Genomic DNA, 13,464 nt, shown 5'->3' on the forward strand with positions numbered 1-13,464 from the left:
CTAATTCGTTTGTGCAGACGCTGTGAAAGTTGCCGCCACGTAAGTCAATACACAAAATAGACCGGTAATCAGCATCGAGAGTGTCCACGGGGGTCCCTCGCCAACTGCTGTAGCTGTGTTAAGATAGAGACTCTGCCGAAAAGCAGCGAGTCCGTATGTTAACGGATTCAGTTTCATTGTCCATGCTAACCAACCAGGTACGCCTATACTCGGAAAAAACGCACCGGAGAGAAGCCAAATCGGAATCAACAGGAGATTCATAATCGCATGAAACCCCTGGGTTGAATCCATCCGCCACGCGATGAGTAGTCCGAGATTTGTCAAGCCAAACGCCAAAAGTGCCATCACACCGAGCGTGAGAAAGAGCGATGCTACACTGAATCGAATGCCGGTCATCGGTGCGAGGAGTAACAACAACACGCCTTGTAAAAGTGCTAACGTGGTTCCACCTAACGCTTGCGCGAGCACAAGCTGCCACCTCGGTACAGGCGCGACGAGTACGCCTTGCAAGAAACCTTCACGCCGGTCGTTCACCACAGAAATTGTAGCGAAAATAGACGTAAAAAGCAAGACTAAAACGACGATACCGGGATAAAAATACGCAATATAACTAAGTCCATCTACCTCACCAGAAGGTTGAAAAGAGGCACTCAAACCACTTCCGATGAGAAGCCAAAATACTAAAGGTTGTGCGATAGCACTGAAAAGCCGACTTCGCTGACGATAAAACCTGATGATTTCGCGCCACCAAATCGTTGCAATCGGTCTCATTAGCAGTCAGCAATCAGCAGTCAGCAGTCAGCAAAGAGGCGTTCAGTGTTGAAGAGCCTTCTTTCAACTGATGGCTGACAGCCGATAGCCATTCCTCTATACGAATGGGTTTCCTGTCAACTTTACGAATACGTCCTCTAACGTCGGTTTCCCGAACCGCACCGATTGAATCTCATTTGGAAACGCCGCAACCACATCCCGGGCGAACTGATGCCCACGTTTACATTCAATGCGTAACCAATTATCCATTAAGACTGTCGAAACGCCGAACCGATCAGCAATAGCGGCATCAAGTGTCCCGCTGTTTGTGCTCTCTATGAGGACAACATCGCCACCGACCTGTGCCTTGAGTTCATTCGGTGTTCCGAGAGCGACCAACTTGCCTGTATCCAGAATACCTACCCTGTCGCATGCTTCGGCATCATCCAGTAAATGCGTTGTGAGTAGAACAAGAATATTTCCCGTCCGTGCGAGCACCTCAAGAGTGTCATTGAGTTGCCGACGCACTACTACATCCAATCCGCTCGTCGGCTCATCAAGGAGCAGAATGCGAGGCGAATGCAGCACGGCTTTCGCAATTTCAACGCGTCTTTGCAAACCGCCAGATAGAATTTCCACACGTTCGGTTGCTCTGTCCGCGAGCCCAAAATGCTCAAGCAGTTCCGAAATTCGGGAGCGCAGCGTTTTACCAGCGAGACCATAAAGATGTCCCTGGTGTCGTAAATTCTCAACGACCGTGAGTTTCGCATCCAACCCTGGCTGTTGAAAAACAACACCCAAGAGGTGCCGAATCGCTTTTACCTCGGTCGCTAAATCGTGTCCGAGGATACGAACGCTGCCAGATGTTACCGGCATCAGCGTAGACAGGATACGAAAAAGTGTTGTTTTGCCACTCCCATTCGGTCCGAGGAGTCCAAAAATCTCACCGCATGACACATCAAAACTGACATTGTCGAGTGCGCGCCGTGTTCGATAGGCGTGCGAAAGATTCTCTATCTTAATTCGACTGTCAGTTGTCAGTTGTCGGAAACCTTCAGTAGTTACGGAATTCAAAATCTCTGTGTCTACCACAAGGAAACCCTCTTGCTGACCGCTGACCGCTGATGGCTACTTCAGTTTCAATGTGAAATCTTGCGTGACAGTGCCGCCAGCTGCTACAGTAACAGCGACAGGTGCCTCGTTGTTAGTACCACATGCTTCATGCCAATAGCCGAGTTTGTAGTCGCCTGCTGGGACATCTTCAAGCGTGAACTCACCTTTTTCGTTCGTCACGGCAAAATAGGGATGCGGTACGTAGGCAATCCAAGCCGACATCCATCCGTGAATGTCGCATTTGACTGAGACGGGACCCTCCGCCTTCTTCACCGCTTTGAGGGGCATTCTTCGGCGGTTTTTCGACTGCGGTTTGTTAACTGGATTGCTACTGAAGATATGGACATTGTGCATAATCTTATCCGAATTCAGCATCGTCAACCGAGCACCGACTGGAACGATCTGCACATGTGGTGTGAATTTGCAACCATCCTGATCAATTTCCGGTTTGGCTGCTTTGTCAAAATCTTTACCTTCCGAAATGTCAATTAGATAGACAATCGTATTTTTTAGAACGTTGCCTTCACCGACGACCAGTGATTCATCAAATTTTTCGTCAGCACCACAAACCTTCTCGTCTTTGGTGATTTCCAGTGCTTTCTTTTCAGGCACGTCCCCTTCAAACTTGACTACGCCGCTAATTGTGCCGCCATTGTTAACAGCCTTAGCTTTATACGCTTTAGGAAACACCAACATTTCCATGTCTCCTGAACCGGAGTCAGCCGCGAAGGCACCACCGGCATAGCAACACGCGAGAAATACCGTGAAACTTGTCAACAAATAGGTTTTCATTTTTTCTCCTTTAATAGTTATCAGTTATCGGTTGTCAGTTTTCAGTTAAAGAGCCTTTCGATTTAGCTTAGGTATCTTTTGAACTGAGTGCTGATAACTGAAGATAATAGATCTTTATAATCAATGATACACCATCAATCGGCGCGCTTCCAAAGCGCGCCTACCAGCAGGTGTTTCTATATTTTTATACTTCTTCCGAATTTCTCCGCTGTACGACTGCCCTTAAACCGAAAAGCAAGCCGAGAGAGAGAATTGCAATCAAAGGCGGATAAACGAACCGTCTTGAAGATGGAACAGGTTCAAGGACAAAAGTATACCAGCTTGTCATCACCCGTTTTGTGTCAACATCACCGTTCGCGCCATCCCATGCAGAGAAAGCGATTGGGACAAAGACATCGGGTTCAAGCTGCAAATCCTTCTTATCATCGGTCTTTAAGGCACGTTTCACCCACAATTTGTATTGTCCATCTGTGTAGGCACTCTGTACTTGGAGTTCGCCTTGTGCTTCTTGAACTTCGGCATTGTTGATTCCCTTAGCAGTCAACTCTGTCACCTGCTCAGGTGCGGAGGCTTTCCAATGCCACAGATAGACCGGTAACCTACCACCCCATAAGAAATAGGGTTTCGGTGCGGTCGGACCTTGCGGCACCTTCACCGGAAATTGAATCGCCAATGCGTCCTCAAGGGTTTTCCCGGTTTCTTCATCCGTTTCGTCGCCAACCGTGTGTGTGCGGTCATCCCACGTAAAGAGGAACGCGACCTCTGTGTCATTGTAAAACGATTTGACATTTACGGAATCAATTGTCGGGTTAAACTGGCGAGGCTCAATGACGACCTGTCCGACAAGGGGGAAATACCGAGATTGAAGCGTTTCCCATGCAGCATCATCCATTGGCGGTAACGCACCTTGAACGTATTGTGCTCGGAGCACGTTATTCCCAATTGCCGATTCAGGACGTTTCTCAGGCGAAAGAGATTTCACGTAGTTCGCTAAATGCCAACTCTTTTCATAAACAACCTTCATCGCATCATCATACATCTGTTTTTCTGCAGCTGTAAGTTCTGTACCTTCTGCAAGATTGAGCGCCATGTCAACAGCAGCATCGTATTTCTCGTAAAGCTGCGCGGATTCCTCTTCCTCAGCCTCCGTCATTTCATCTTTGTTGTCTAATTCGATCATGCGACTGGATTCCTCAGATGTCAGTCCGAAGCCTGGAAAGGTATCGCCTTCAAAAGCTGGCATAGGTGAACCGGCAATTCCGCCGATGAAGCGCTTGAAGATGTCTTCGACATCAGCGCCGCCTCGGTAATTCCAACCCTGTGCCAGATTTGCCGGCCACGTCTGGAATCCCCACTCATCGGTCAGGTCCGGTGCAGAGGTGCCATCCCCTCTTCCGATGTTTCCATGGCATTCCACACAACCGAGTTCGATGTAAAGTTCTTTTCCGGTTTCCACGCTCTGCTCAGAGTAAGAAATTTTCCCAGACAGGTTAATCTGCTTTGGCGGTGCTTCAGCTTCCTTAAAGCCATCGTAGAAAGTTTTGATGTAGGCGACTACTTCCCAACGATCATTCGCACTTAAGGCAGTTTCCCATCCCGGCATAGATGAACCGGGCATCCCTTCGGTGATAATGTCAAATAGGTCTTGATCTGTTGGGAGTTCTCCAGCTTCCGTAGACCGGATTTTATACAAACCGCGTGTGAAATCCCTCGGTTTCGGAAGAAGGTTCTCAGCCGCGGAACCGTCGCCTCTACCTTCAGTACCGTGGCAGTGCGCGCAGCTATTCTCGTAAACCGCTTTTCCTTTTTCGGACGCTTCGGGAGCGTTTTGCGCGCGTCCCAACGTAAGAACACATAGTATTCCTAAAACCAGCATCAGGAGGACTACATTCTTTTTTCTCATCTTAGTGTGCCTCCCCAAAGGTACGGAATTGATAACCGGTGTAGTCAGACAGAAAAAGGATGACATCCCAAATTTCGTCTTTTGTTAAGGAGTCTTCCCAGATAGGCATTGCCGAATCCCACGGCGTTCCCGATGCAGGTAATCCCGGGCCGCCTTTTGCTATTCGCCAAAAGAAGAAAGATTCTTGGAAGTTCGGAATAATTCCCGGGTCTTGGAAATTAGCAGGGAGCGGCTGGAGATATGGTGCGAAATGTCCTTGCCCATCAAGATGATCTCCATGGCACGGAAAGCAATTCTGATGATAGACACGTCTACCGTTTTCAACATGCGCTTTGAACGCTTCCGGATCATCTTTTTCGTAATGCCGGAAGGGGTTCACGACATCTTGCATCGTGCCAATGACCTCATCTTTATAAGTCAATTCAAGCGGCGGCGAAGGGTGCGCGTCACGCGGGCTTCCAGGGGGGTTTGCCCGCTGGGCAATAATCGAATAGGTATAACCGAGCAGAAAAAGCGGAATCAACACAGCGATAACGCGGCGGCGGACACGGCGATTGTTATCAACGAGCGTTTCACGGATGGGGCGCAGAAACTCGCGAAACAGTGAATCCTCAACAGAGATATGCACCAAGACAGCGAGTAGAATCAACCCCATATACATCGCAATCACGCTTGCCGGTATCGGCACTGAGATGATATTCCCAATAATAAATCGCAGGAAGATCCAAGAACCGACCAGAATTATGAGACATATTGTGAAGAGCGACAATCTTTTCATATTTTTAATTATTAAGTTTCTGCTCTGCCTTCCACTTCGTTTCAGGCAGGCTTTTGGTTAATTCAAGACTGGATTTGAGACTTTTCAAGCAATTAAAAGAAAATCCTTTACTTGGATATTACCGCGCGAGGATGCAATCTTCGCCAACGACGGTATGGGCTCATGTTCACCATAGCACCCTGTGTTGTGTGTTATTCCGCGGGAGTCTCACCTGTCTCTGCTGGCACTGCTTCCGCTGTCGCGCCAGTGAGCGTGCTTAAGAAAGAGAGCAAATTGCTCATATCTAATACCGATAACAGCAGTGGGAAGTTTTCCGGCATCGGTGATGTAACCAGCAACTTCTTGCCGGAGGCACGGGTAAAGGTAACTTCCTCAAGATCAAATGTATCAAATGCCTCCTCACTTCCATCGACGATTAAGACGATTTCGTCGTCGTCCATTGTGCCTGAAACATACTCGCCAACAATTTCATCACCATCAAAAGTGACAACCGTCATCATACTTTTGACATCCGTTTTGGAGAACGTCTTATCTTCACCGTTAACTTTAAGTGTCACAGTCTCCGCGGTTTCTGAAACGATTGTCCCACTGACCGGGGCATCGGCATCTGTAGGTGTTAGTGTCAACGTAAAATAGCCGTTCGCCTGCAGATCTGTGAGTTCTTCAATCGGTTCCTCATCAAGATCACTCAGTAAGATAGTGTGTTCCTCTTCCACGCCATCCGCAGTTTTGGTTCGGACGACTATTTTTTCTTCATCTTGCGAGACGAGTGTCCCTTGGTAAGTTACTCCGTTGGCACGGACGGTCACGGCACCGTAACCGCTCACAATTTGTGCACTCGGCATCAGGATTGACTCTTCAAGATACCGCATGTCGTTAAAGGCAGCAATTTCAGAAAGGTCCGGTGCGGTGACCACTTCAAAGTCCGCACTCGTTTCCCCAGCTGCTGGACTTTCTACACCCTGTACGACATGGCAAGCGTTACACGCAGCACTCACAAAAACCTTCTTACCGAGTTCCGGATCGCCAGTGAGCAAGGGTGGAAGTGCTTCAGCGACTACCGCTGCATCTTTCCGATCTATAGGTTCCTCAAACGGAGTCGGATCAATTTCGCCGCCTTGACTCTCAAGGTAAGCGATAACCGCTTGAATCTCCACGTGAGAAAGCGCAATCGGGGCTTTCCATATCTCTGGCATAATCTTACCGTAGCCAGGGATGAGGTGGTTCGCCGGGAAATACAGAGATTCAATTAAATACGTTCTCGCATCCATACCGGGGATGCGGCTTGCGGCGTTAACACCTATGTCTGTCAAGTCAGGACACCTTCCTGGCGGAGCAGAGGTATCCACTGTATGACACGCGCTACATTGCCCCTTGCCGTTAAACACCAAAGCACCTTGCTCAGCGACTGCCTCTGGGTCACTCCAATCAAGCTCAGTTAGACTCACTGCTGTCGAACTTTCCGGGACAAGACTCGCAACAAAGGCGTAAAACCATATCACGGCGAGTGAGAACGTCAACAACTTCATGACGTTTGACCATAAAACGATGTTTATGACGACCGAGATGAGAAACCAGACTGACCACGGTAGTAAGTTTTCCGAGGCAATCGGAAACGCAGATGCCCCAGCAATATAGGCGATGAAACTCACCACCATTAAAATTAGACTCGCAATTTTTATGAGCGTATTTCTTGACATTTTTGCCTCTTTCAAAAATCCCAATTCTTCAAGACAGAATCGCTTTGGTCCCGATTCATTCTTTCACGCTAATCATCACTCTCCACAGCAATCTCTCCCTCTACAGGAGCAACTGCCGCTTGCTTCTTCTTTTCGCCCCACAAACCGAGCCAGAAAATAAACCCAACGAGTGCGAAGAAGGCCACCATGATGATCGCTACCATGTTCACTGCTTCGCTGAGAAGCGGCGTAAATGCATCCGGCGATGTATCTTGCATAACCCCGAAGATATGCCACGCCTCTCGAAGTCCTGAGCGCGCATATCCCATCAATCCCATCAGGGACGTAAACGTAATTGCCACCAGAATTAACACGTATTGTGAGCGATCCGTCATCTCGCCCCATTTAATGGTACCAGACGTTGTCGCCTTGCGGTACATGAAAATATCAACGATAGTGACAACTGCCATCACCGCAAGCGCAACCAAAACTTGATATGGGGTCAGGATATTGACACGCAAATCTGTCGGAACGGTAAATCCGACGATGCCGATAACTACGATTGAGACTGTCGCAAGGAAAAAGATCGCAGAGATGGCAACGTTGCCAACCTTTTTCCAACTTGCCGTAGGTATCTTTCCTGAACGCCGATAAAATAGGAAACTCAAAAAAGTCGTGAGAATAATGATGTTAACAGCCGTATTTTTGGCAGTCATCAAGCCAAATAATCCGAGGTGTGGATGGTTTGCACCGCCCATCGCACTCAGCTCACTGGCACTTGAGATTTTAGAGAGCGTCCGCGGGGTCATCCAGATGGCGACACAGATAATAATGACCGTAATCATATACGGACGGTATCGCGCATAGACCTCCGCCCCTTCAATGCGCCCCATACCCGACCAGAGGTAGTAGTTCGCACCAATAAATAGAACACCAATCATTACCGCCTGAATAATGAACAGCCAAGAAAAGAGACTACCCATCATGTTGATGCCCATTGTGTTATTGAACATATAGATTTCTCTACCGAGCCAATAACCCAGGAACGGCAGCGGTATCAGTCCGCAGAGTGCGATGAAGTTTCCGGTATAGCCCATCCAATCGTAGTGTGCTTTGTCCTCTTTCGTCTTTGCGACGAGGAATCGGAACGCGGCATAAGCCGCCACAATCGAACCGCCGAAGGCGATGTTTCCAACGAGACGGTGGATATTAACAGGCATCCACGTAAAATTGTTGACAGCATCCCAAAGCGTGCCCATGAACTCGCCTGTTGTCTCGTTGTGGAGTGGCACCATTGTGTGGCTTGTAACACCCTCCATAGCGGTTTCAGGTGTGAGTTCTGGATCAGCAGCCAATCTCTCTTCAATCCAAGACTTCCGCCGTCCTTCAGATAGCACGCCATATTGCGTTGCCGGACTCGTTTGGTAACTCAACCATGAATTAGAGACGAACATAATTGCCGTCCCCCACACATTTAATAAAACACCGAGGAAGAGATGCCACCCTTTATGGCGGCCTTGCATCTTATCCCATCCGTAGGAGTAGAGGTAAAGCGTAAAGGTCTCACCGAAGAACAGAACAACGTAAAAAATCATCGTCGGTCCGAATATTCCGCTGAGCTTGGTCATGACCTTTGGATAACACCAGATGAGGATGAAGACGAGCACACCACCGAGCAGGGCTGTCGTCGAAAACGCACCCATACAGAGTTTAATGAACTCCTGCGCCATCCGGTCATATCGCATGTCCTTGGTCTTCCAGCCGATAAATTCGATGATAACAGCGAACATCGGAACACCGAGAATAAAGGATCCGAATAACAGGTGCAGCTGCGCAGCAATCCATGCTGCATTCCGACTGCCGATCTTCGGGAAGGGGCGATATTCTGCCTCGGTTGCATCTTGTGCAAACACCGGTGCAACTGCTAAAAAGGCATAAGCAAGCAGCACACAACCGAGTATGAGATAGACTCTCTTTTTAGACATTTTTTATGGCTTTCGGCTGTCAGCCATCGGCTTTCGGTTTCCGTCAGCAAGAGAGTTTCTTACTGACTGCCGAAAACTGACTGCTGACCGCTATTTATTTCGCGCGTTTCTTAAAGTCAGCACTCGTGAAGTTTACGGCAATATCACCACTTGCTGGTACTTCAACCGTTTTGTTTGCTGAACCGAGTTCTTCATGCCATGCGACGACGCGTGCCCTACCCGCTGGCACATCAGCGATCGAATAACTACCGGCATCTGCGGATTTTTCATAGTCATCTGAACTGATCCAGGCACCATCAGCGTCTTTGTAACCGGTGACCGTGAAAAAGTTGTTAGGAACAGCGACGATGTAACCGGTCATCCAATCATGAATATCGCATGTGAATTTAATCTCTTCAACCTTTTCGATTTTGTGCGGGAGAATTTTGCCAGGCTGCGGAATCTGATAGTTTATCGCGTCATTCTTTTTCGCATGAGAATGGACGTTGTGTGCAATCGGATCGCTGGAGGTAATATCAACGGTAGAACCAACAACAACAGCGAGAACGTGCGGGTAGTAAGCGCATGCCTTTTGGTCCATAACTGGGTTTTTCTCTGGAACAGTAGGTTTTGCCCCACGGACGCGGGCGTAAATTACAACGTTCTTGATGCCTTTGCCCTTTGAGACAACGAGTGCTTCGGACTTTGTACCTGTTACAGCGTCAACGCAATGTTGATCTTTGGTCGCAGTCAGGGCAGGACGTGCTGGCGCATCACCATCATACATTACAGTCCCGGTGATAGTGCCTGCAAACGCAACACTCGTCAACATCCCAAAGACAAGCAAAGCAACTACGATTTTCATGATTTTTCTCCTCTATAGTTTAAATTTAACCTGCAATATATTAACACCACAGGGTTCCAAAATGCAAATAAAAAACCTAAAATTTTAACCAAGTTTTCTAAAAACTTATTTTCGGGTTACCGACGAAACGTCTCCTTAATATAGTCAAGAATCTCCCGCTGTTCCTCATCATTGAGATAGTAATAGAACGCTGGCATATCGTTTTTCCCAGCGTTGATGCTATCCAGCAATTGCTCATCGCTGTGCATCTCCCACAGGCTGTTGTCTGTTAAGTCTGCGGGATCCAATTTTTTGAAACGTCCGATCCGTCCGTTGCCTTCCCCGTTGTTCCCATGGCACCCCGCGCAGTATCGGGCATACTTGTATTCAACCTGCGACTGATATTTCGTACTCGGGTCAACCTGTCTTGCCAACCAAATTAACCCATTGAGCCACACAAGAATCATGACAACAACGACGATAAGGTGTCTCATATTTTATGGTTATCGGTTCTCAGTTATCAGTCTGCCTCGCAGTGAGAGTTAAGAGGTGCTTTTGTAACAATCCATCTAAACTTGGCGTACGTCAAGCAGTGGTGAATTGTTACAGGGAGGCACCTTAACTGATTACTGACTAATACTAATGAGGTAATCTCGCACAAGTCGAATCTGTTTCTCAGCATCATCGTCAGCATAGCCTTCAAGCGGTACATGTTGTCCACCAATGAGGGGCCACGCCTGAGGCATCGCTGTTCCAGGTTGGAACGACTGCGGATCCTTCATCCAATCAATAAGCCAATCAGCCTTGAGACGTTCTTTCGCCAGGGCAAGATCTGGTCGCCCAGCTTTGTCGCTGCCTTCAGGGATAACTTCACCCTGCGATGGATGGCAGGAGATACACTGAAGCGCGTCAAAAATCTGCTTACCGACTCGCAACTCAGCACGCGTCGGTGTCGGCATTTCAAGCGTCTCATAAGGGAAGGGTTCATCGTCAAGCGCAGAGAAGTACTCGACAAACGTTGTCGCTTCGTCATCCGATAGACCAAATGTTGGCATTCGGACTTTGAGCCCGTAACGAATCTCTGACGGCTCCTTGAGGAACGCAAATAACCAGTCCGGATAAACTCTCGCACCCTCAGCTTTCAACGTCGGCGGTGCAAACTGCTTGGCAACCATCTCACCCAACCCTTCGTGTGCGATGATAACATCCTGATAATCGCCGCCCGCGCCCTCAATTTCGTGGCACCCAGCGCAATTATACTTTTTCACCAACCGTCTGCCCGCATCAATACGGTCCAATTTCTCGGATCGGTTATGGATATAACTGAGCGGATACTTCTCAGGTTGGAAACTCTTCAAAAGCACAGCCAATGCTTTCGCCTCTTCGTCGTTAATCTGGAAGACAGGCATACGAGAGACAATGCGTCGGGTCTGGTAACGCCGTGGATTGGTTACCTTACCAAGGGTCCATCCGGTCCAACTATGTTCAACATCTACCGTATCACCAAAGTCAAGTTCATCAGCGAGTTTCGCACCGAATTCGCCGAGATCGGCACCGACTTTTGATTCATTTTCAAATCCAGGGATTTCATGGCAACCGAAACATCCGTAGGTCCTGACGAGTGCCTCACCCTCTGCTACGTCCACTTCACCGATGGATTCACCAGACGCGTTGGGGGTTGCCTGCTGTAGACTCATCAAGTACGCGACGACATCGTCAACTTCGTTATCATTCAATCGCAAACTCGGCATACTCGTATCTGGATCATAAGCTTTCGGATCGCGAATCCACTGGCGGAGGTAATTCGGCGTAACCTTTTCGCCAACGCTGTCCAGTGCCGGAGCAAAATCGCTTCCTAAACCACCAACAGCATGACACGTGAGACAGCCAACAGTTTTAACAGTCTCTTCACCTGCTTCAATGGCGCGTTGAGATTCGGAATAGGTTGCACTGACCTCATCGAGATTCGCATCACTCATTTGGGCAAGGTAAGCTGCGATAGATTTCACCTCATCAACAATGCGAATAACATAACTGTCAGGATACGGATATTCCGTGCCGTCATCCGTTTTGACGATAATACCATTCGCTGTTTTGGTGACAACACCGGTACGTTGCCCACCGTTCTTGAGGTAAACGACTTGCGTCATGCCATCGGCAGGGAAGAAGTTTGGCATCGTCGTATTCGGCAGATACGCCTCAGGTTTCTTAAGCCAACTTTCGAGCCAAGCCGTATCTTTTATCTTGCTACCGACTTTCGCGAGCGACGGACCGACTTTGGCGAGGTCTTCAATGGCACTATAGCCTTCTACAGCATGGCATCCGTGACAGCCGAGGTCTTCAAAGAGTGCCAATCCTTTTGTGAGATTAGGGGCATAGTCCTGAGGTTCATCTGTTTCAGGATTCACACCGTAATCCAACATCACCACACCATCGTGACAGCGGCGGCAGTTAGATTCCATATATCCTTTTGTCTCTTCAGAGGTTCTGCCGGTATGCTCATCCAAACCAAGGACAGGGGTGAGCCAATACTCAGCATGCGTCAAGGCGTGGGCAGATTTCGCTGTGAGAGCCTGCCCTTGTCCACCGTGGCAAGGCGTGCACCCAAATCTATCAACAGGGTGTTTCTCAAGAAGAACATCTCGATGCGGATGCGTCTGGAGGACTGAATGGTAGCCGGTCTCATAAGAGATCTCTACTTCGCCGAAGACATCAACATCACTGAAAGTAAGGGTGCCGTTCTCTTCTAATGTATATTCGTCTGCTTCTGCCTCAAATCCATCAATTATAATATTCTCACTCCCTACTTTAACACTCGCATGCTTGAGACGATGGACAACCGGATTTTCGCCATCACCTTCTACCTCAAATATCTCTTGGGCGGATTGCTCATAGCCGCTCCTATCAACAGAGAAGTGACACGTCGCACACCTGTCTGCAGTATGGCTAAAGTCTTCAAGATAGTATTGCGTGATCGTTCGCGTTTCACGGAAGGGGTTTTCTAATAGGCTACCGAGGAAGGTTCGCTTGATACCACCCACTGAATGGAGTTTTTCCTCAAGACGTGCAACTTCGTCATACTTTGCTTTGTCGGCTTGCAGAGATTGAAGCGACGCTTGGGCAGCGGTAATGCCATCAGTGATTTCTGTATCTGCCGTGTTATATTTCTGGGCGATGAGGTAGGTACTGAGGGCACTTTGTGCGTCTCCATTGGCTTGATAAAATTGCGCCAAAGCTTTGTTCGCGTCTGCAAAGGCGGCTTCCGCTTTCAAAACGGCTTCGGTCAGTTCACTCTCAATCTGGGATTCAAAATCCGCTAATTTCTTCTGCCATTTGTCAACAGTCGCATTGTGTCTACCCTTCGCTTCGTGGAGGCTATGCTGATATTTATAATTAATCGCATCCGATTCGCTCTGCCGAAACTTACGTTCCTGCAGTGCTTCGTCCAAAGCAACTTGGGCGTTCCTGACTTCTTTCGTTAACCTTCCGAGTTCCCTGGGGTCAGGTTCTTGAGGTGTCGGGAGTTCAGGCAGAACTAACCTCGCGTTCTCCAATTCCGCGTGTGTCTTTTCATATTCATATTGATAAAATTGCTGCTGGATCTGCTTCCATGGGCGGCGGGTAATCATCTCACTCCAGAA

10 protein-coding genes are annotated in these 13,464 nt (G+C 48.5%); all 10 read right to left on the minus strand.

What is annotated here, in order from left to right; genetic code table 11:
* Positions 1 to 771 (minus strand): ABC transporter permease, encoded by a 771-nt coding sequence (locus OXH39_02045; GenBank protein MCY3549213.1) that lies wholly within the window; start codon positions 769 to 771, stop codon positions 1 to 3.
* Between the two features lie 96 nt (positions 772 to 867).
* Positions 868 to 1,842, minus strand: a complete 975-nt coding sequence (locus tag OXH39_02050; protein MCY3549214.1) for an ABC transporter ATP-binding protein — start codon at positions 1,840 to 1,842, stop codon at positions 868 to 870.
* 36 nt (positions 1,843 to 1,878) lie between these two features.
* Positions 1,879 to 2,655, minus strand: a complete 777-nt coding sequence (locus OXH39_02055; protein MCY3549215.1) for a carboxypeptidase regulatory-like domain-containing protein — start codon at positions 2,653 to 2,655, stop codon at positions 1,879 to 1,881.
* A gap of 184 nt (positions 2,656 to 2,839) precedes the next feature.
* On the minus strand, positions 2,840 to 4,558 hold the full coding sequence (locus OXH39_02060) for a c-type cytochrome (protein MCY3549216.1): 1,719 nt from the start codon (positions 4,556 to 4,558) through the stop codon (positions 2,840 to 2,842).
* A 1-nt stretch (position 4,559) separates the two neighbouring features.
* The gene (locus OXH39_02065) at positions 4,560 to 5,336 is read right to left on the minus strand and encodes a cytochrome c (GenBank protein MCY3549217.1); all 777 of its coding nucleotides are present in this window, start codon (positions 5,334 to 5,336) and stop codon (positions 4,560 to 4,562) included.
* A 191-nt stretch (positions 5,337 to 5,527) separates the two neighbouring features.
* Complete coding sequence (locus OXH39_02070) at positions 5,528 to 7,036, minus strand: hypothetical protein (GenBank protein ID MCY3549218.1); 1,509 nt, start codon at positions 7,034 to 7,036, stop codon at positions 5,528 to 5,530.
* Between the two features lie 68 nt (positions 7,037 to 7,104).
* Positions 7,105 to 9,000 carry a cytochrome ubiquinol oxidase subunit I gene (locus OXH39_02075; GenBank protein MCY3549219.1) on the minus strand — a complete coding sequence of 632 codons (1,896 nt, stop codon included), beginning with the start codon at positions 8,998 to 9,000 and terminating at the stop codon, positions 7,105 to 7,107.
* Between the two features lie 94 nt (positions 9,001 to 9,094).
* Positions 9,095 to 9,844 carry a hypothetical protein gene (locus OXH39_02080; protein ID MCY3549220.1) on the minus strand — a complete coding sequence of 250 codons (750 nt, stop codon included), beginning with the start codon at positions 9,842 to 9,844 and terminating at the stop codon, positions 9,095 to 9,097.
* Positions 9,845 to 9,960: 116 nt separating this feature from the next.
* Positions 9,961 to 10,317: a cytochrome c gene (locus OXH39_02085; protein MCY3549221.1), complete on the minus strand. Its 357-nt coding sequence runs from the start codon at positions 10,315 to 10,317 to the stop codon at positions 9,961 to 9,963.
* A 132-nt stretch (positions 10,318 to 10,449) separates the two neighbouring features.
* The coding region (locus OXH39_02090; GenBank protein MCY3549222.1) for a c-type cytochrome at positions 10,450 to 13,464 on the minus strand (3,015 nt) is incomplete at its 5' end.

It is taken from the genome of Candidatus Poribacteria bacterium (assembly GCA_026702755.1).
Classification (GTDB): domain Bacteria; phylum Poribacteria; class WGA-4E; order WGA-4E; family WGA-3G; genus WGA-3G.